Genomic DNA, 19,858 nt, shown 5'->3' on the forward strand with positions numbered 1-19,858 from the left:
GGCCGAATTCAGCCGATCTGGCTCGGTTAACCGAATCGAGGGACATGAGTCGAGTTCCTACGGAACACTCCAGTAGAAGACGGATGCCCCACGGTGGTTCTCGGTGATCGCCCAGTCCACCGACCGGTAGTCGGTGTCGTCCGTGTGACCGCCGTAGAAGATCTGGATGTCGTCGCCAGAGCCGCTGATGCCGGTGACGACGGCGGTGTGGTCGCGGTCGCCGGAGTTGTCCCAGTCGAACTGCACGATGTCGCCGAGTTTCACCTCGGCGCGCTGCGTGTCGGCGAGGGCGGTGGCCCTGCCCGACTCTTCCAGGTAGTCGCGGAACGCGGTCGAGCTGACCCAGGCATCCGTGAAATCAAACTCGTCGCCGGCGCCCTCGCTCCACCAGTCTTCATCCATCGCCCAGCCGCGCTGGATAAGTGACTGGCTTGCGAAATTGACGCAGTCGTTGTCGTCGATGACGCCATACGCTCCGAGGTTGTAGTCGCTCCAGTGGGCGAGCACATAGTCGAGCTGGGCCAGGGCCGCGGGATCATCCGACCGCTTTTGGGCGATGTCGATCTGCGGCTCAGTCGCTGGCTCCTTCTCGGCCGTCGTCGTGGGCGATGAAGCTGACCGGTCGGCTCCGGCATCCTTCTCACCGAGTACTGCGCCGTCACCGAGCAACACCACGCTGAGCGCTATGGCACCGGCGACGACGACCCCGGCCGCCACCACGAGCGTGCCGATCCGCTGCCCACGGGTAAATGCCACTACTCCTCGTTTCACTCGGGTGTTTCGCTCGGGTGTTTCGCTCGGGTGTTCAGACCATCAGGTGTTCCGTCAAGACCCCTCGGAGTCGGCTGGGAACCGTCGCTGAATGCGACGGCGACCAGTCACTAGGCGATGCTCCAGTAGGAGACACTGCCACCCGTGTTGGAGACCGACTCGTCGACCGACTTGTAGTCCGTGTCATTGGTGTGGCCGGCGTAATAGATCTCAACGCCGCCCTCCTCGGATTTGACGACCTTGCTCACAATGGCGGTGTGATCGCGGTCGCCGGAGTTGTCCCAGTCGAACTGCACAACGTCTCCCACCTTCACCTCGGCGCGCTGGTCGTCGGTGAGCGCCGTGCCACGCTCCGGGTGGGCGTCCATGTACGCAGCGAAGGCGGTGGAGCTGTTCCAGGCGGAGCTGGTCACCTTGGTCGCCGGGTCGAACGACCATTCGGAATCCATGGCCCAGCCACGCTCGATGAGCGACTGGCTGGTGAAGTTGACGCAGTCGTTGCCGGCGATGACCCCGTAGGTGCCGGTGTTGTAATCGTTCCAGTACTTCATCGCGTAGTCGATCTGCGCGGAGACATGCGGGTCAGGCACGTAGCTGAAGCTCAGCGGGAGAGCAGAAGCCGTGACGGATGCCGCGGCGTCGGCAGCTTTCTTGACGGCGGCCTTCATGTCGGCAGCCTTCTTTTCGGCAGCTTTGACGTCGGTGGCTTTCTTGTCAGCAGCCTTGGTGTCGGTGCTCTTCTCGGTCGCCTTGGCGTCTTTCGGCACGATCTCGGTGGTCTCTCCGGCCGCGGGCGCCGCGGTCTCCGCGGGGGCAGGCGTGGCGGGAGCAGGCGTCGTGGGAGCAGTGTCGGCAGGTGCGGGCGCCGCAACCGCGGCATCGGCTGCGGTCACGGGAACGGGAACGCCCGCCACGTCGAACAGCTCCACGGGAACCGTGCCTTCTGACAGGTTGGTCGCTGGCGGTGTCGAGATGGTGACGGCGTCATCCGTTACCGCGACGACCTGGCCGGCGTTCCCACCGAAGTTCGCGCTGGCGACCGAGCCAAGGTGGTCGCCGTGCACCGTGACGACGGTTCCTCCGGCGACGAGGCCTTCTGGGGCACCGGCGGTCACGCCGTCAGTGGCGATGATGCTGCCGCGCACGACGGGTTCGGGCTGCGGAGGCGCGACCAGGGCTGCGAGTGGGGTAGACGTCGGCGACGGCGCGGCGGCTCCGGCACCCGCGCCGCCGTTCGCGAATCCGAGCGACGCTGCGATGATGCCGCAGGTGAGCAGGGTGGTGCCGCCGATCGCAAGGTAGCGGGGCAGACCGGGCTTTTCGGCGCGGTGTCGCGCTTTACTTCGGTTACTCGAGCGGTTGGGGGTGCCGCGTGATGGTTGGGTGCTGGGTAGCTGGGTACGGGTGTCTCGGGTTATCTCAGGGCGCACAAAATCGTTTCTCGGTTCGGGGGAAGGGACCGTATAGGGAAACACGCCACTATGGGTATGCACTGTGCAGAGCATCCGAAACTCATGCATGCGCATGATTCCGGTGCGTGTTCAGGCGCTGTGCGAGCGTTCATCCCAACGCGCGCCACTTACGCGCGAATGCACCACGCGCGCATGGCGCTTTGGCGCGTTAATGGCGCGTGGCGGCGAGCGTCCATCGGCAGAGCGGGGGACGACGAGCCGCCAGTCTCGAGCCTGACCGAACGGCTCCATCCTCCCCGCCGAGCCGTGACTTAAGCACCTCTAATCGCGAGGGAAGGTGTTCGGCTCACGGTTCGGTGTCAGACGGAGGTGTCGGCGGTGTCACTCACGCGGCGCGCCCTGCGGGAGACCGTCCAGGCGCGCAGCCCGAGCACCACCACCGGCACGAGAACCAGAGCAGCAACGCCGTTCACCGCGGCGAACCCGCCCCAGCCGAGCACCAGGCCAGACGCCGCAGCGGAGGCGGCGGCACCGAGGTTCATCGCGGCATCAGTCGCCCCCTGCAACGGCACCCGCACGCGCTGTTCGACCGTGCGCGTGAGCAGTGTCGAACCACCGATCATGCCGGCCGACCAGCCGAGGCCGAGCAGGCCGAGGGCCAGCGGGATGCCGATCATGTCGTCCGGCGCCAGCATTGCACCGATGGCGACGGCCAGCCCGAGGATGCCGACGCCGACGGCGATGACGCGCCCGGCGCCGATGCGGTCGGCGAGCCAGCCCATCACCGGGCTCGCTCCGTACATGCCGAGGATGTGCACACTGATCACGAGGCCGACCAGGGTGAGCGAGAGCCCGTGGTGGAACATGTGCACAGGCGTCATCACCATCACCCCCACCATCACCGTCTGCGAGCAGATGATGGCCACCATTGCGAAAACCGCACGCGGCTGTCCGAGCGCGATCCGCAGGGCCTGGCCGAGGCCGACGGATGCGACGGGTTCGGTATCGCCGGCGAGCTGGCCGGCCGGTGGGGTGCGCAGCAAAGCCGCTGCCAGCAGTGAAGCGAGCGCGAAGGCAACACCGGAGAAGATGAACGGGCCCGCGAGTGGCTCGATCCCGAGGCTTTCCCCCAGGTCACTGCCCACCTGCGACAGGTTCGGGCCCGCGACCGAGCCGAGCGTCGTCGCCCACAGCACCACAGACATGGAACGGGCTTCGTAGCCCTTCGAGGCGACTTCGGTGGCAGCGAATCGAGACTGCAGACCTGCTGCACTGGCGGCTCCGAACGCCCCCAGCCCGATGAACAGGATGGCGATGATACCGGTCGCAGACGCGACGAAGATGAGCAGTGTTCCAGCCAGCGCCAGCGCGTAGCCGGCCGCCAGGGCCCAGTGGCGCCCGACCCGGGTTGCCAGGCGTGCGAGCGGAATGGCGACCAACCCGGCACCGAGTACAGCCGAGGTCTGCGCGAAGCCGGCCATGGCGACCGTGCCGGTGAGTCGCTCAGCGAGGAGCCCGCCGACGGCGACACCGGATGCCACGCCAACGCCGGCGAGCAGCTGGTTCACGATCAGCAGTACGAGCGGCACCCAGCCGGTGCGCCGGGTGAGACGCGTGCGCGTGGTAGCGCGGCCGGGTGCGGGCTCGGGCTCGGGGAGGGAGTTGTTGTTGGTGAGGATGTGCCAATCGTAAGTGAGCGCGCACTCGCGTCGCTAGTGCCGATAGTCGCGCACGCGAGCGCTTTCGACCCCGCGCGTGCCGCGAATACAACAGTCCGCACGCGGGTAAGCAATCAGGAGTAGTCGGGCGCGGCGGGCAGGCCGAAGAACTCCTCAAGCGTTGTCACGCCGGTGTTGTGCATCTCGGTCGCGAGATCAACGCCGATGTACCGGAAGTGCCACGGCTCATAGGAGAACCCTGTGATCTCAGTCTTGTCGGCCGGGTAGCGCAGTAGATAACCGAACCGCCACGCATTCGCTACAAGCCACTGCCCCTCCGCCGTCTCACCGAAGCAGGCACCGAGCGAGCACGAACCCGACTCAGCGCCGATGTCGATGGCGAGCCCGGTCTGGTGTTCGCTGTGTCCCGGCCGGGCGGTGCTGGTGTCGGCGAACGCCTGGCCATTGGCCGCCACGTCCTGGTCGTACACCTCGACCTGGGTACTGTAGCTGCGGTAAGCGCTATTCGATGCGAGATTCAACCCGGCCTCGGTCGCCGCGGCGTCGAACATCGCGACCACCGCGTCCGACGCCTCCTGGCGCAGCAGCGGAGACCAGGTGTGCGCGACCGGCACCTCCACCAGGTCGGCCGGCTCGTAATCGACCGGGTTCAGCGGACGCTGCTTGTTCGAGACCACCCAGATGCTCGCCGGGTCGTCGATGGAGCGCGCTGCCATGTCGAACGTCGGCACCACGACCGGCTCAGGCGAGGCACTCGGGGAGGGCCGCGGCGTGGCGGTCGGTTCCGGTGCCAGTGTCGCCGTTTGTGTCGTTGTCGCTTGGCCAACGGATGCCGAGGGCTGGGCGGAAACGACGCCGGCGACGAGCGAGACCACGGCGAGCGCGGCAACGGCACCCGCGATCACCAGCGTGCGACGTCGCCGAACGGCGCGGGATATCGGGGCACGCGAAGATGCAGCTGGCACGGTTTCGAGCTTAGCCGCGCGCATCCGTCATCGCCTGATTGCCCAGCGAGAGCCCCGCATATCGGCGATCACCCGCCTGCAAACGCTTTCTTGAGAGCGCTCTCTTGACAGCAGCGGGATCGTCACCTAGCCTGAGGCCTGGCACTGTTGAGAGCGCTCTCACCCGAAGTAGAGAGCGCTCTCACGGACGCAGTACCGCCACCCACACCATCCCATCAGCACGCACACAAAGGAGTGACAGTGAAACTCTCACGACGCACCGTTACCGTTACGACCATCGCCGGCGCCGCAGCGTTCGCCACGATCGTCTCCGGCTGTTCCGCAACCAGCGGTGAAGCGGCCAGCGCAGACAACCCGACCGAACTGACCGTGACCACGTTCGGCACCTTCGGCTACGACGACTTGTACGCCGAGTACGAGGAAGCCAACCCCGGCATCACGATCAAGGCCACCAACATCGACACGGGTGGAAACGCCCGTACCGATGTCTTCACCAAGCTCGCCGCAGGAGACGGCCTGAGCGACGTCGTCGCCATAGAGGAAGGCTGGCTCGGCGCGATCATGGAGGTCTCAGACCAGTTCGTCGACCTGAACGAATACGGCGCGGCAGACGTCAAAGACAACTGGGTTCCGTGGAAGTACGAGCAGGGAACGGATGCCGAGGGCCGCGTCATCGGCTACGGCACCGACATCGGCCCGCAGGGCCTCTGCTACAACGGAAAGCTATTCGAGGCCGCCGGCCTGCCCAGTGACCGCGACGCCGTCGCCGAACTCTTCGGCGGAGACGACGCCACTTGGGAGACCTACTTCGAGCTCGGCAACCAGTACAAGGACGCGACGGGCAAGGCCTGGTTCGACCAGTCCAGCTTCGTCTGGAACTCCATGGTCAACCAGCTCGACGAGGGCTACTACACCGCTGACGGTGAACTCAATGTCGAAGGAAACCCCGAGCTCGAAGAGCGCTGGGCCCTGATCAACCAGGGAATCTCCGACGGTCTCTCGGCCAAGCAGGCCAGGTGGGACTGGGGCGGCGGCAAGGCATTCGTCGACGGCAGCTTCGCCACCTTCGTCTGCCCTGGCTGGATGCTCGGCACGATCAAGGGTTCGCTCGAATCGGGCGGCGGCGACGCCAGCACCGGCTGGGACTTCGCTGACGTCTTCCCCGGCGGCGCATCGAACTGGGGCGGCGCGTTCCTCTCCGTTCCGACCACCTCGAAGCACCCTGAAGAGGCCGCAGCACTGGCCACCTGGCTGACCGCTCCTGAGCAGCAGGTGAAGCAGTCGGCGGCAGCGGGCAACTTCCCGAGCACCATCGAGGCCCAGGAAACACTGGCAGCGGAAGCCACTCCGAATGAACTCTTCAACGGCGCACCGACCGGTGCCATCCTCGCCTCCCGCGCGGAAGGTGTCGTCGCCCAGTTCAAGGGACCGGATGACTCGGTGATCCAGGAGAACGTCTTCCAGGCCGTTCTCGACCGCATCGAAGCCGGCGAGCTGAACGCCCAGACAGGCTGGGACGAAGCGCAGAAGCTGATCGGCGAGCTCCTCGGCTAAGAGCCGCCATCGATCGGCGACCGCGTAACGCGGGGTCCGGACCTTTCGGCCCGGACCCCCCAGCGCACCCGGAAGACATCGCACAAGAAGGAATTCCCATGTCAGTCCTCACCAGCCCGCCTGAGCTGAGCGATCCACCTGCGACGCGGCCGATGCAGCCGCCGGCCAGGCGCCAACGGTCGATGTTCCGTCAACGGCTCAGCCGTCTCGACGTGAAGGCGTCGCCGTACCTCTACATCGCGCCGTTCTTCGTGCTGTTCGCGCTGATCGGGCTCTTCCCGCTGATCTACACGTTCATCGTTTCCTTGTTCGACTGGCACCTGCTGAAGGGTCAGGGCGACTTCGTCGGCCCGGGCAACTTCATCGCGGTGCTCGGCGACCGCTTCTTCTGGAACTCGCTGTTCAACACCTTCTCGATCTTCATTCTCTCGAGCGTTCCGCAGCTGGTGGCCGCGGTCGCCATCGCGGCGATCCTCGACCAGAACATTCGCGGCAAGACATTCTGGCGCATGAGCATCCTGCTCCCCTATATCGTCACGCCCGTCGCCGTCTCCTTGATCTTCACGAACATGTTCAACGAGCAGTACGGCCTGATCAACAACATCCTCGGGGCAATCGGGCTCGACCCCGTGATGTGGAAGACAGAGACCCTGCCCAGTCACATCGCCATCGCCACCATGGTCAACTGGCGCTGGACCGGATACAACGCCCTCATCCTCCTCGCCGCAATGCAGGCGGTCCCCCGTGACATCCACGAGTCCGCGGCCCTCGATGGAGCCGGCGCCATACGCCGCTTCTTCACGATGACCATTCCGAGCATCCGCCCGACCATGATCTTCGTCATCATCACCGCTACCATCGGCGGGCTGCAGATCTTCACCGAACCGCGCCTGTTCGACCCGGTCACCGCCGGCGGTTCGGCCCGTCAGTTCCAGACCACCGTCCTCTACCTGTGGGAGATGGCATTCTTCCGGCAGGACTTCGGCGAAGCGTCTGCGATCGCCTGGTTGCTGTTCCTGATCATCGTCGCTATCGCCATCGTGAACTTCTTCATCTCGAATCGGATCGCCTCCGCCGAAGCCCGCGTCAGTGCCCGGCGCACCACGCGTCAACTTCGCCGGCTGCACGCCTTCAACGGCCAGCAAACGGATGCTGCGGCACCGGGCTCGCTCGAGATTGATTCGCTCGCTGTCGGTGCAATCAACGCCAGCTCTATCGATGCCAGCTCACTTCCCGGCGATTCCGCCCCGACAAACTCGCGTTCCATCACAGACGAGGAGACGGGACGATGACCGCAACGACTGCAACCCGCCCGAACCCAGGCTCGGCCTCCGCCGGCTCCCCTGCTCTGGACCCGCGCCTGAAGCTGCGACGCCGCAAGCCGATGGGCATCGATGGGCGGCCGGGATTCCTGGTCTATGGCCTGCTGATCGCCCTCCTCCTCTCCTCCGCTTACCCGCTCTGGTGGTCGGTCGTGATGGGGTCGAGCGAGAACTCCGCGCGCGGCGAAACCTGGCCACCCCTGTTGCCCGGCGGGCGATTCTGGATCAACGTCGGTGAAGTCCTGGACAGCATCCCGTTCTGGCTCGCCCTCGGAAACAGCGTTGTGATCTCGTCGGTGATCACGGTATCCGTCGTCTTCTTCTCCACCCTCGCCGGCTACGCCTTCGCGAAGCTGCGCTTCAAGGGGAACAACATCCTCATGGTCTTCGTGATCGGCACCATGGCGATTCCGACCCAGCTCGGCATCATCCCGCTGTTCATGCTCATGCGCCAGTGGGGCTGGACGGGCGAAATCGGGGCCGTCATCGTGCCGACCCTGGTCACGGCGTTCGGCGTGTTCTTCATGCGCCAGTACCTGGTCGATGTCATCCCCGATGAGCTCATCGAGGCTGCCCGGATGGACGGGGCCAGCATGATCAGGACCTTCTTCCATGTCGCCCTGCCGGCCGCCAGGCCCGCAATGGCCATTTTGGGACTCTTCACATTCATGATGGCGTGGACGGACTTCCTCTGGCCACTCCTTGTGCTGAACTCGTCGAACCCGACGCTGCAGACCGCTCTGTCACAACTTCAGTCTGCGCGGTACGTTGATTACTCAGTGGTGCTCACGGGCGCGATCCTCTCAACGATCCCCCTGCTCATACTCTTCGTGGTCGCGGGCAAACAACTCATCTCAGGAATCATGCAAGGAGCAGTGAAGGGCTAATGCCAGAGAACAACAGCGGCATCGCGAACGGTGCACAGGCCGCCTGGCCGGCCGGCTTCATCTGGGGCTCGGCGACCGCCGCCGCACAGGTCGAGGGCGCAGGGCACGAGGGCGGCAAGGAAGACTCCGTCTGGGATGCATTCGCACGGGTGCCGGGCGCGATCAACAACGGCGATGACCTCGAGGTCGCCGTCGACCACTACCACCGGATGCCGGCGGACGTGCGCCTGATGAAGGAGCTCGGCCTCGGCTCCTACCGGTTCTCCACGAGCTGGGCCAGGGTTCGCCCCGGCGACCGCGCCGCGAACCCGGTCGGCCTCGACTTCTACTCCCGCCTGGTCGACGAACTGCTTGGCGCCGGTATCCTGCCCTGGCTGACCCTGTATCACTGGGACCTGCCGCAAGCGCTCGAAGAGAAGGGCGGCTGGGCCAACCGCGACACCGCGTATCGCTTTGTCGAATACGCGACGGATGTCTATGACGCGCTGGGCGACCGGGTGCAGCACTGGACGACCTTCAATGAGCCCTTCTGTTCCTCCCTGCTCGGCTACGCTTCCGGCGCACACGCGCCGGGCAGGCAGGAACCCCGCGCGGCGATCGCGGCCGTTCACCACCAGCACCTCGCGCACGGTCTCGCCGTGGGCGAGTTGCGAAGCCGGGGAGCCCAGAATCTCGGCATCACGCTGAACCTCAGCAACTCCATTCCCCGCGATGCGAACGACCCGGTCGATCTCGAAGCCGCCCGCCGTTTCGATTCGTTGCAGAACCGCATCTTCCTCGAGCCGATCGTTCTCGGCGCCTACCCGGAGGATTCGCTTCGCGATCTCGAGCCGTTCGGGCTCGCCGACGTGATCCAACCGGGTGACCTCGAGGTGATCAGCACGCCGATCGACTTCCTCGGGGTGAACCATTACCACGACGACCTCATCAGCGGGCATCCGGCACCGGAGAGCAGCGACGGGCACTCCGGTGGTGCTGAACGGCCGACCGTCTCGCCGTGGGTCGGCTCTGAAGACCTCACCTTCCCGAGCCGCGGACTGCCGCGTACCGCGATGAACTGGGAGGTCAACCCCGACGGCCTCCGAAAGCTGCTCGTTCGTCTCGGCAGGGAATACCCGACGCTGCCGCCGCTCTATGTCACCGAGAACGGTGCCGCATACGTCGACACGGTCAGCGCAGACGGGCACGTGCACGATGCCGAACGCGCCGCGTACATCCAGAATCACATCGCGGCCGTCGGCCGTGCCATCGACGAGGGCGCAGACGTTCGCGGGTACTTCGTCTGGTCGCTGCTCGACAACTTCGAGTGGTCGTGGGGGTACGGCAAGCGGTTCGGGATCGTGCGAGTGGACTATGACACCCTCGAGCGGACGGTGAAGGACAGCGGGCTCGCCTACGCCGAGTTGATCGCCGCTGCTGCAGCGCGGGAGGCTGTTCCGTCAGCGGTGTGAACGCGCTTACACTGAACGCATCGGGGCGAATCACCCCACTCAGCACCGGAGAATCGTGAAGACAGACGCAGTCCAGGCACGCTCGGTGCCGACCCTCGAGATGGTGGCCGCGCTGGCCGGTGTGTCGAGGGCGACGGTCTCGCGAGTGGTCAACGATTCGCCGAAGGTGAAGCCGGATGTCGCCAAGGCCGTGAATGAGGCGATCACCACCCTCAACTACGTGCCGAATCGCGCGGCCAGGTCGCTGGCCAGCCGCCGAACGCAGTCGGTAGCACTGGTGGTGCCCGAATCGACCTCGAAGGTCTTCGCCGACCCGTTCTTCGCATCCGTGGTTCAGGGCATCGCCATGTATCTCGCCGACACCGACTACACCCTGAACATGATCATCTCGTCGGAGTCGAAGCCGGAGAAGACGAGGCGCTACCTGCTCGGCGGCAATGTCGACGGCGCTCTGGTGGTCTCGCACCACAGCAGTGACCACTCGTGGAGCCGATTGAGCGAATCGCTGCCGATCGTCTTCGCCGGGCGCCCGTTGACCGGCGGCGACAGCTACTACGTCGACGTCGACAACGAAGCCGGTGCGGAAGGCGCCACAGAGCGGCTGATCGCCGGTGGTCGTCGAAATATCGCCACCATCGCGGGCCCGCAGGATATGCCGCCGGGGATCGACCGACTGACCGGCTGGCGCCGCGCGCTGCGGCGAGCCGGCCAGGGCGATTCACTCGTTGAGATCGGGGACTTCACACCGGCATCCGGTGGCGCGGCCATGCGACGCCTGCTGGAGCGGGGAGTGCCGATAGACGGTCTGTTCGCGGCGAACGACCAGATGGCCGCCGGGGCATATTCCGTGCTGAACGAGCATGGGCTGCGGATACCCCACGATGTGGCCGTCGTCGGGTTCGACGACGACTACTTCGGCGCAACCGTCGCGCCCGCTCTCACGACTGTGCACCACCCGGTCGTGGAGATGGGCAGCAAGATGGCGGAACTGCTAGTGGGCCTCATCGCCGGAAAGCCGACGGAGCGGGTCACCCGGCTGCCCACGTCGCTCGTCATCCGCAACTCCGCCTAGCGGGCGGCGCTGGTTTCGGGGGACCACTTCCTCGTGTCGGTCCTATTCGGTCTGGGTTGGTTCTCCTGTCACAAGTGAGAATGCTGCGCGAAGGCAGCGGCCCCCGAGCCAGTGAGTTCGTGCGCAGCCACGGGCCGTCCTGACACGGCGAGTAGCAGGACGATGGCGGAGCCGCAGACCTCTTGGCCCGTACCGTGCTCGAAGGCCAGGTCGGAGGCAACCAGTCTCCACCCCTCAGCGCGTTCCTTACCACCACCCATCTTGACAGTCGTCTTCAGCTGGTACCGCAGTGCTGTGGCTATGTGACCGGCCGGGTAGTCGCGGCTTATCCCGACAGGACGGCGAATATCCTCTCCATGGACGAACGCTTCCACCAGCCGAGTAGCGAGAGGCGCCGGCGGGCTGGTCGTCCGCGTGAGCACGGCGCGAAACTCAGCCAGAGTGTGATGGGGATCTTCCGCGCGCTCCCGTGCGACCCCTGCGGCGTTGTCCCGGTCGAAGTCGAAGCCCGCAGCGACCATGCTGCGGACGAAACCCAGCCGTGTCGACTTCGCGGTATCGACAAGGTGGGCCAGGACCTCGTGAACGTCCCAATCGGGACAAAGTGAGCGCGTCAGCCACTGCTGCGGTTGCAACAACTCCAGGTCCTGAATCAGCGCCCGACGTTCGTCGTGCACCACAGGCCAGATTACGGAGCCAAGTCGTGAGGTCATATCACTACTAAATCAGTAGCGTGCGCTTCTTGGCATGCGGGCACACGCGCGGCCGCTCGCCCAAGGAGCTCGGAACTGGCGGGTCGCGCTCAAGCTGACCGATTCCCGCGTCGCCGACCGGGAAGCCGACCATGAGATCTAGCCGGAAGAACGGCCCCATCCTCGTCAATCATCTGCCCGGTTGAGGTCCGGTTAACGGGGCGCTGAGGCAAACTATCCTCGGAGTCATGGTGAAAACATCCGTCCGTCGCGCGACGGACGAGGATCTGGTCCTGCTCCAGGAGATCGAGGATGAAGCGGACGAGCTCTTCGCCTCCATCTTTTCGATATCCGGATGGAGGCCGGCGCCTCCTGGTATCGAGCGATCGCAACAGCCTGGCTTCATCCTCGTAGCGAGTGACAAGCCAGGTTCGGAGCCCGTCGGGTTCGCCCACGTCCTCGGAATCCCTGGTGGCGATCATTTAGAGCAGCTGTCTGTGAGTCCGTCAATGACGCGCCGTGGACATGGACGTGGACTCGTGGAAGCGGTCAAGGGCGAGTCGGGGCGACGAGGATGCAACCGCATCACGCTCCGAACCTACGCGGACGTTCCGTGGAACGCTCCCTTTTATGCAAGTTGTGGTTTTGTCGAGTGTGCTCCCGACACCGACTTCCTCCGAGATCTGTTGAACGCCGAGCAGCAGCGGGGACTCAAGTACGGCCGCCGAGTTCAAATGGGTTTTGACCTGAGCGATAGCCAATCTCGGTAGCCGTTCCCATGTGACGCAACATGTACGAGCCCGCGGTCGTTCCTTTCTCGAGCTACTTCTGTTCTATGGGAATCACTTTGAGCTGTGGGTGGGCGGCGAGGCGGTGGTTTTGCTCGACGGAGCGGCCCCACGCTGTTCCGGCGAGGATGAGGGCGATACCGCAGTATCCGGCAAGGGCCACGCTGTCGTGGGCGATCGCGATTCCGATGATTGCGGCCCAGATGGGCTCGGTTCCGAGGAGGAGGCTGACTCTGGATGGCGATGTGCGCCGGACCGCCCAGGTTTGTACAAAGAAGGCGAAGACTGTGCAGGCGAGTACGAGGTAGAGGAAGAGCATTCCACGTGCGGGGTCGAGCTGCGCAAGGAAGTGCGGCATCGAGTCGCCGTAGAACAGGGACGTCGCCGAGAAGAGTGTCGCGCAGGTGGCCAGTTGCACCGTCGTGAGGTGAAGCGAGTCCATCGGTCTGTCGGTAGTGAGCTTGTGCATCGAGGTGACGTGGACGGCGCGAACGATTGCCGCAACGAGGATGAGCAGGTCGCCGAGAGTCGGTGGACGGAGTGCGCCGTTGCCGGCGAGAAGTGCGACCCCGGTGACGGCAATCATGGCGGCGAGGAAGAACCTGCCGGGCAGCCGCCGACCTGACACCGCGGAATCGAGAATTGGGGTGAACACGATCGTCAGGCTGATGATGAGTCCGGCGTTCGTGGCCGAGGTGTGGGCTATCCCGAAGGTTTCGAAGGCAAACACGGCGGCCAGCAATATCCCGAGGATCACCCCCACGCGCAGCTCCGCAGCGGTCACACGGTTCCGCCGAGCGGCCACGATTGTCGCCATGATGGCCGCGGCGAGCAGCATGCGTAGCGCCAGGAGCGCCACCACGGAACTCGGAGAGACCAGTTCTTTGGCCACGAGGTACGTCGATCCCCACGAGGCGGCAACCAGAAGCAGGAGCAGGTCGACACGGAACCGGGTCAGAAGAACAGTCACTCCTCCATCGTCCGGTTCAACTTCGCGTAAGACAAGACAGGAGTTTTGTGATGAATGGATTAGTTTGAACTTATGGAACTAGGTCAGCTTCGCGCGTTGAGAGAGTTAGGCGACCGGGGCAGCATTGCCGCCGTCGCGGCGGCAATGCACGTCACACCGTCATCGGTCTCGCAGCAGATCAGCGCTCTGCAACGTCACTCGCCCGCCCCGTTGACGTTCAAGGACGGACGACGGACGGCTCTCACCGACGCCGGGCGCGCCCTGGCGGTGGCTGCGATCGACGTCGAAGTGGCGCTCGAACGCGCCGGGCAGGCGGTGGCACGCTTTCAGGGCGACCGGTCGGGCACCGTGTCAGTGGCGGCTTTCCACAGCGCGGGCTTGGCACTCTTTGGCCCGCTGATCACTGCCTTGAGCGGTTCAGATCAGCCGCCCGTCAGGCTGAGCGATTTCGACGTGGCCCAGGAAAATTTCCCCCCACTCACCTCGGACCACGACCTCGTCCTCGCGCATCGGCTGGTCGGCAGCCCACCATGGCCGGCGTCAGTGCGTGTGGAACCGCTCTTGTTTGAGCCCCTGGACATCGCCGTCCGACGCGACCACCGACTGGCAGCGAAAGCCTCGATCGAACCCGCGGATCTCCGCGACGAAGAATGGGTGGCGGTGCACGAGGGATTCCCGCTCGAGCAAGCTATCACGGTGATTGCGGGCATCGGCGGCAGCGAAGCGCGCATCCTGCATCGGATCAACGAGTTTCTCGTTGCTGCCGCTGTTGTCTCCGCGAGCGGCTGCATCGCGCTGATGCCCCGATACACGACCGACCTCCACGACCACCCGGAACTGGTTCTCCGCCCGCTCTCCCATCCCGGGCTCGGCCGATACATCGACTGCCTCGCCCGACCAGAAACGCTCGAGCGCGCCAACGTGAAAACTGTCCTGTCGCAGATCAGGGCCATCGCGACGGATCTCACCCAGCGCCCGTGAGGCGTCAATATTCGGCCGGCGTTGACATGAACCGTGGAGGAAGGCCAAGATTTTGAAATAGTGAGACCGTCTCGGCAAAGGAGAACATCATGACCAGTGTCGACGACACGAAGCGATTGCCGAGCGTTACCTCCCGCGGTCCGCTCACCCGGCATCCGCTGATCTCCTTCTTCGTGATCGCGTTTGCGCTGGCGTGGCTCATCGAGGTGCCGCTCGCGCTCTCGGCGAACGGAATCCTGCCGTTCACGCTTCCTGAGCCCGCGATAGCGATCACGATCGCGATAGCGACGTTCGCCCCGACAGCATCGGCGTTCATCGTGACGGGACTCACAGAGGGCAAGGCCGGCGTCGTCGGTCTGCTGCGACGGTACGTCCGGTGGCGGGCGGGAATCCAGTGGTACCTGTTCGTCTTCCTCGGAATTCCGGCCATCGTGCTGATGGGCGCCATCGTGGTACCTGGGGCCATCGCCTCGTTTCATCCGGTGATTGCCCCGTTGCTGGCCGCTTATCCCCTGGCGTTCCTGATGACGTTCCTCCTCGGTGGGCCGCTGGGCGAGGAGCCGGGTTGGCGAGGCTTCGCGCTCCCCCGACTGCAGGAAGCGACAGGCCCACTGGTCGGAAGCGTCATCTTGGGCGTCCTCTGGGCGCTGTGGCACTTCCCGCTCTTCTGGAGCGGCGTGTGGACACCCCCCACTCTTCCCAACATGGTCATGTTCATCGTGATGATCACTGCCCTCACGATCATCATGACGTGGGTCTTCAATCACGTGAACGGGAGTGTGCTCATCACGATGCTCATGCACGCGACATTCAACACCTTCGCCAACAAGGTGGTGGCACCGCTCTTCCCCGCTCCGATACTGAACGAGTACGGTCTCCTGCCGGTAACGATCGGCTTCACAGTCACGGCTCTCGTGCTCATCGTCGTGACTCGCGGCCGTCTGGGTTACCACTCGAGCGCCAAACCCTTAGTCTGACTGTTCGAACAGGCGCAGCATGTCGGCCGCAAGGCCACGAGCGAGATCAATCCAGCTGCGGCACGACCTCGCGGGCGAGGAAGTCGAGGTGCTCGAGATCGTACAGGTCGAGAATCTGCAGGTAGACACACTCGACGCCGTCGTCGGCGAGCGCGCCCAGACGGTCGACAACTTCTGACGCGGTGCCGGCCAAGCCATGTTCGCGCAGCTCGGCCGGCTCCCGCCCGATTGCCGCAGCACGGCGGGTGAACTCTGCTTCGTCGGCTCCCGCGGCGGCTATCTGGGCGACGGAATACACCAGCTCACCCGGGTCCCTGCCGATCTCCTCACAGGCCGCCCGTACCCCGGCGAACTTGCCCGCGACATCCGTGAACGCAGGAAACGGCAGATTGAACTCGGTGCCGAAACGGGCGGCGAGCGCTGGGGTGCGCTTCGCGCCTCCACCGCCGACGATCACCGGGATAGAACCGTTCACCGGCTTCGGCAATGCCGGAGAATCGACGAGCTCATAGTGACTGCCCTCGAAACTGAACCGCTCGCCGATCGGCGTCGACCACAGCCCGGTGACAACTTCGAGCTGCTCTTCGAGCATGCCGAACCGTTTGTCGGGAAACGGGATTCCATACGCCGCATGCTCCTCTTGGTACCAACCGGTGCCGAGCCCGAGCTCCACTCGCCCTCCCGACATCTGGTCCACCTGCGCAACCTGGATGGCCAGGATGCCCGGCGGCCGGTAGGTGACGGAGGAGACAAGGGTGCCGAGCTTGATGCGCTCGGTTTCGCGGGCCAGCCCGGCAAGGGTGGTCCACGCATCCGTCGGCCCTGGCAGACCGGAGAAGTGGTCACCCATCACGAGATAGTGGTCAGAGCGGAAGAAGGCGTCGAAGCCGAGTTTTTCCGTTGCCTGCGCCACCGCAAGGAGATCGTCATAGCTTGCACCCTGCTGCGGTTCGGTGAAAATGCGGAATCTCATCCGACCAGTCTTTCAGGTGTCGGGACCCCAGGCGCCTTCGACGAACTCGACGTCGGGCAGCGCAGCAAGGCGGGCCTGCATGACCGTGATTGCCTCCTGGTTCTCATCGATCAGCACAAAACGACGGCCGAGGGATGCCGCGACCTGGCCGGTCGTGCCGCTGCCGGCGAAGAAGTCCAGCACCCAGTCCCCCTCGCGGCTGGACGCCTGCACGATGCGCCGCAGCACCCCCGCCGGCTTCTGGGTGGGATAGCCGGTCTTCTCCTTGCCCGTCGGTGACACGATCGTGTGCCACCAGACATCCGTCGGCAGCTTGCCCTTCAGAACCTTCTCCGGCGTCACCAGACCGGGCGCCATGTACGGCTCGCGGTCGACGGTCGCCGAATCGAAGTAGTACCCGGCCGGGTTCTTCACGTAGACCAGGATCGTGTCGTGCTTGGTCGGCCACCGGCTCTTCGACTTGCCGCCGTAGTCATAGGCCCAGATGATCTCGTTGAGAAAGCAGTCGCGGCCGAACAGCGCGTCGAGCAGCACCTTCGCATAGTGCGCCTCGCGGTAGTCAAGGTGCAGGTAGAGCGTGCCGTCGTCGGCGAGGAGCCGCCACGCCTCGAGCAGGCGCGGCTCGAGAAAACCCCAGTAGTCGTCGAACTCGTCGTCGTATCCGAGCAGGTCGCCCTTGATGTGCTCGTAACGCTGGCCTTTGAAGCCGGTGATGGTGCCGACGGCCTGGCCTGCGACGCCGGTGCGGCGAACGGATGTCGTCGACTGGCGCTTCTGGATCCGGCCGGTGTTGAAGGGGGGATCCAGGTAGATCAGCGTGAACGACTCATCTGGCAGGCCGGGCAGAACGGCGAGGTTGTCGGCGTGGACAACTCGGCTGGGAGAGGTCTGTGACCACGCGCGACGCATTCCTTCATTCTGTCAGTAGCCATAGTCTGAAGGGATGAACACCTCAGACACCGAATCGACGACCGCGACCACGGACAACCTCCAGGTGCGGTACGAACCTGCCCATGCGCGATACACGCTGTGGCAGGACGGTGAACCGGTGGGCCTCGCCGATTATGTGGAGACCGGACGCGAGGTGCGTTTCACGCATACCGAGATCGACCCGGCGCACCGGGACCAGGGACTGGCCAGCATTCTCATCGAACGAGCACTCGACGACGTTCGCACCAGGACAACCCTCCCGGTCGTCGCCCAGTGCCCGTATGTCACCGAGTGGATCGACGAGCACGCTGAGTACCAGGACCTGCTCACCCGCGGTCGGTGACCCCGCTCTCGCGCTGAATGGTTTGAGATACGGATGACGTAGTCAGCGCTACGGAACGCGGGCGAGCCAGGCCTCGGTGGCGAACTTCTCGGTCACCAGAAGTTCTGCCTTGGCGAGTTCCTCCGCGGTGACCGACCCGGGAACCGCGCCATACAGGGAAACGAAGGTCTTCGTCATCCGTTCGATGATCGCTTCACGGCTGAGTCCGGTCTGGCTACGGAGTGGGTCGACGCGCTTGGCGGAGCTGGCGATGCCCTTGTCGCTGAGCTTCTCGCGGCCGATGCGCAGCACCTGGGTCATGATCTCGCCATCCATGTCGTAGCTCATGGTGACGTGGTGCAGCACGGCCCCACTGCCCAGGCGTTTCTGTGCTGCGCCGCCGATCTTGCCCTTCGGGCTGGTGATGTCATTCAGCGGCTGGTAGCTGGCGTCAATGCCGAGTGACTGGAGTGCCTCGATCACCCAGGAGTCGAGGAAAGCATAGGAGTCGGCGAAGCTCATGCCCTGCACGAGATCGGTGGGCACGTAGAGCGAATAGGTGATGATGGCGCCCTTCTCCATCATCATTGCGCCACCGCCAGAGATGCGGCGCACGACGTCGAAGCCGTACTTCGCGGCACCCTCCGGGTCGACCTCGTTCTTCAGCGACTGGAAGCTGCCGATGACGACGGCGGATTCGTCCCACTCCCAGATGCGCAACGTCGGTTTGCGCCGCCCCTCGCCGACCTCGGTGGCCAGAACCTCGTCGAGCGCGAGGTGGAGGCGTGGCGAAACAGGGCCGTCGTGGATGATCTCCCAGTCGTAGTCGCGCCAGCTGCTGGCCTTCGCCAGGGAACGGCGGATGGCGACGGCGACCGACTCGGGGGTGAAACCGAGCAGTGCTGCGCCGTCTGGCAATGCGCCGCGCACCGCCGCGGCGATGGTGGCGGCATCGCTGGTGGCTGAAAGCCCGTTCACTGCGGCGTCGATGCGTTCCAGAGCGCTGTCGGGTTCGAGGAAGAAATCACCCGCAAGGTGAAAGTCCCGAATCGTTCCGTCGACGACCTCCAGATCGACAACAACGAGCTTTCCACCAGGAACCTTGTATTCACCGTGCATGCTGCCAGCCTAATCGCCGCACTCGGGCGGGGTCAGGCGCGAGCGGGGAAGCGCTCGTCGAGCCAATCCAGCAGATCGGTGACCACCTCGTCGCGGTTCGTCTCGTTGAACACTTCGTGACGCGCACCGGCATAAACGATGAGACGGATGTCGGTGAGGCCAGATCGCTGCGCATAGGCCCCCGCAAGCTTCACTGCGCTTCGCTCCCCGCCGACGCTGTCGTCGTCGCCGACCATCATCAGCAGCGGCATTTCTGACGGGAGTCCGCGAGCGGGCCGGCCGAACAATCGCGCGGCCTCGCGCACCCCGAACAGTTTTGCCAACGGTGTCGCCGTGCACAGCGGGTCGGCGATGAACGCGGCGGACACCGCCGGATCACGGCTGAGCCACTCCACTCCGGTCGCGCCGAGGTGCTTGTGCCTGCGGTTGAGGTCGCCGCTGTCGAGGTAGCCGGGCCAGAGGTAGGCGGTGCCGGTCAGCACAACGGCGTCGTATTCGGTTGCGTGCTTGTTCACGATCATCTGCACCATGAACGACCCCCAGCTGTGGCCAAGGAGCACGAGCGGCAGGCCGGGATTGGCCGAACGGATGATGCCGCTCAGTTGATGCACGCCGGCGACGGCCGCCCGCAGTCCGCCCTCGCCCAGGTGCCCGAGTTGCGAGTGGTCGCCGTTGAACTGCCCCAGACCGGTCTGGCCGTGGCCGCGGTGGTCGTCTGCATAGACGGAGTAACCCGCGGCGTTCAGCTCGCCCGCCAGCTGTTCGTAACGCAGCGCATGTTCGCCGACTCCGTGCGCGATCTGTACCACCGCCCGCGCCTCAGTCACCGGCCACGAGTAGTACGTGATGACGACACCGTAGTCGTCGGTGTAGGTGGCGTCCGTATACGTGGGCACAGGCCCATTCTCGCACCGAGCGCGCGCGACTGCACCCATCGGCCGGCTGCCCTGCGCACCCGACAACCGTCGCCGGGAATAGTTAGCATGGCTAATT

The 19,858-nt window shown here is 64.9% G+C and carries 19 protein-coding genes; 9 read left to right on the plus strand and 10 right to left on the minus strand.

The window, feature by feature from the left end; genetic code table 11:
• Positions 1-57: 57 nt before the first annotated feature.
• From K323_RS23760 to K323_RS0101920, 4 genes are all read right to left on the minus strand, one after another.
• Positions 58-756, minus strand: a complete 699-nt coding sequence (locus K323_RS23760; protein WP_022883598.1) for an amidase domain-containing protein — start codon at positions 754-756, stop codon at positions 58-60.
• Positions 757-881: 125 nt separating this feature from the next.
• Positions 882-2,201 (minus strand): amidase domain-containing protein, encoded by a 1,320-nt coding sequence (locus K323_RS0101910; protein WP_022883599.1) that lies wholly within the window; start codon positions 2,199-2,201, stop codon positions 882-884.
• Between the two features lie 341 nt (positions 2,202-2,542).
• Positions 2,543-3,772, minus strand: coding sequence for an MFS transporter (locus K323_RS0101915; protein ID WP_022883600.1), 1,230 nt, complete (start codon positions 3,770-3,772; stop codon positions 2,543-2,545).
• Positions 3,773-3,975: 203 nt separating this feature from the next.
• Entirely contained in the window at positions 3,976-4,827 is an 852-nt protein-coding gene (locus tag K323_RS0101920) for a M15 family metallopeptidase (protein ID WP_245570890.1), read from the minus strand.
• Between the two features lie 234 nt (positions 4,828-5,061).
• On the opposite strand from K323_RS0101920, the gene K323_RS0101925 reads away from it, so the two are divergent.
• From K323_RS0101925 to K323_RS0101945, 5 genes are all read left to right on the plus strand, one after another.
• Positions 5,062-6,381, plus strand: coding sequence for an ABC transporter substrate-binding protein (locus K323_RS0101925; protein WP_425402255.1), 1,320 nt, complete (start codon positions 5,062-5,064; stop codon positions 6,379-6,381).
• Positions 6,382-6,533: 152 nt separating this feature from the next.
• The gene (locus K323_RS23765) at positions 6,534-7,673 is read left to right on the plus strand and encodes a carbohydrate ABC transporter permease (protein ID WP_245570900.1); all 1,140 of its coding nucleotides are present in this window, start codon (positions 6,534-6,536) and stop codon (positions 7,671-7,673) included.
• A complete protein-coding gene (locus tag K323_RS0101935; protein ID WP_022883604.1) occupies positions 7,670-8,590 on the plus strand; it encodes a carbohydrate ABC transporter permease in 921 nt (306 codons plus the stop codon). The genes K323_RS23765 and K323_RS0101935 overlap by 4 nt, the downstream gene beginning before the upstream one ends.
• On the plus strand, positions 8,590-10,041 hold the full coding sequence (locus tag K323_RS0101940) for a GH1 family beta-glucosidase (protein ID WP_022883605.1): 1,452 nt from the start codon (positions 8,590-8,592) through the stop codon (positions 10,039-10,041). The genes K323_RS0101935 and K323_RS0101940 overlap by 1 nt, the downstream gene beginning before the upstream one ends.
• 100 nt (positions 10,042-10,141) lie before the next feature.
• The gene (locus K323_RS0101945; RefSeq protein ID WP_051147164.1) at positions 10,142-11,113 is read left to right on the plus strand and encodes a LacI family DNA-binding transcriptional regulator; all 972 of its coding nucleotides are present in this window, start codon (positions 10,142-10,144) and stop codon (positions 11,111-11,113) included.
• Positions 11,114-11,181: 68 nt separating this feature from the next.
• Here K323_RS0101945 and K323_RS0101950 read toward each other — a convergent pair whose 3' ends face one another.
• Positions 11,182-11,826, minus strand: coding sequence for a maleylpyruvate isomerase family mycothiol-dependent enzyme (locus tag K323_RS0101950; RefSeq protein ID WP_022883607.1), 645 nt, complete (start codon positions 11,824-11,826; stop codon positions 11,182-11,184).
• 227 nt (positions 11,827-12,053) lie between these two features.
• Here K323_RS0101950 and K323_RS0101960 point away from each other — a divergent pair, with 227 nt between their 5' ends.
• Entirely contained in the window at positions 12,054-12,575 is a 522-nt protein-coding gene (locus tag K323_RS0101960) for a GNAT family N-acetyltransferase (RefSeq protein ID WP_022883609.1), read from the plus strand.
• A gap of 52 nt (positions 12,576-12,627) precedes the next feature.
• On the opposite strand, the gene K323_RS23770 is transcribed toward K323_RS0101960, so the two are convergent.
• Positions 12,628-13,563: a DMT family transporter gene (locus K323_RS23770; protein ID WP_022883610.1), complete on the minus strand. Its 936-nt coding sequence runs from the start codon at positions 13,561-13,563 to the stop codon at positions 12,628-12,630.
• 72 nt (positions 13,564-13,635) lie between these two features.
• On the opposite strand from K323_RS23770, the gene K323_RS0101970 reads away from it, so the two are divergent.
• Both K323_RS0101970 and K323_RS23775 read left to right on the plus strand, forming a co-directional pair.
• Positions 13,636-14,544: a LysR family transcriptional regulator gene (locus K323_RS0101970; RefSeq protein WP_022883611.1), complete on the plus strand. Its 909-nt coding sequence runs from the start codon at positions 13,636-13,638 to the stop codon at positions 14,542-14,544.
• A gap of 89 nt (positions 14,545-14,633) precedes the next feature.
• A complete protein-coding gene (locus K323_RS23775) occupies positions 14,634-15,521 on the plus strand; it encodes a CPBP family intramembrane glutamic endopeptidase (RefSeq protein WP_022883612.1) in 888 nt (295 codons plus the stop codon).
• Between the two features lie 46 nt (positions 15,522-15,567).
• Here K323_RS23775 and K323_RS0101980 read toward each other — a convergent pair whose 3' ends face one another.
• Both K323_RS0101980 and K323_RS0101985 read right to left on the minus strand, forming a co-directional pair.
• Positions 15,568-16,494 carry an LLM class F420-dependent oxidoreductase gene (locus K323_RS0101980; protein ID WP_022883613.1) on the minus strand — a complete coding sequence of 309 codons (927 nt, stop codon included), beginning with the start codon at positions 16,492-16,494 and terminating at the stop codon, positions 15,568-15,570.
• A gap of 12 nt (positions 16,495-16,506) precedes the next feature.
• A complete protein-coding gene (locus tag K323_RS0101985; protein WP_022883614.1) occupies positions 16,507-17,403 on the minus strand; it encodes a DNA-methyltransferase in 897 nt (298 codons plus the stop codon).
• A 34-nt stretch (positions 17,404-17,437) separates the two neighbouring features.
• Here K323_RS0101985 and K323_RS0101990 point away from each other — a divergent pair, with 34 nt between their 5' ends.
• Positions 17,438-17,767, plus strand: a complete 330-nt coding sequence (locus K323_RS0101990) for a GNAT family N-acetyltransferase (protein ID WP_022883615.1) — start codon at positions 17,438-17,440, stop codon at positions 17,765-17,767.
• 48 nt (positions 17,768-17,815) lie between these two features.
• On the opposite strand, the gene lplAB is transcribed toward K323_RS0101990, so the two are convergent.
• Both lplAB and K323_RS0102000 read right to left on the minus strand, forming a co-directional pair.
• Positions 17,816-18,865: a lipoate-protein ligase LplAB gene (gene lplAB, locus K323_RS0101995; RefSeq protein WP_022883616.1), complete on the minus strand. Its 1,050-nt coding sequence runs from the start codon at positions 18,863-18,865 to the stop codon at positions 17,816-17,818.
• Between the two features lie 32 nt (positions 18,866-18,897).
• On the minus strand, positions 18,898-19,761 hold the full coding sequence (locus K323_RS0102000) for an alpha/beta fold hydrolase (RefSeq protein ID WP_022883617.1): 864 nt from the start codon (positions 19,759-19,761) through the stop codon (positions 18,898-18,900).
• Positions 19,762-19,858 lie beyond the last annotated feature (97 nt).

This window comes from Glaciibacter superstes DSM 21135 (assembly GCF_000421145.1).
In the GTDB taxonomy this organism is placed as follows: Bacteria; Actinomycetota; Actinomycetes; order Actinomycetales; family Microbacteriaceae; genus Cryobacterium; species Cryobacterium superstes.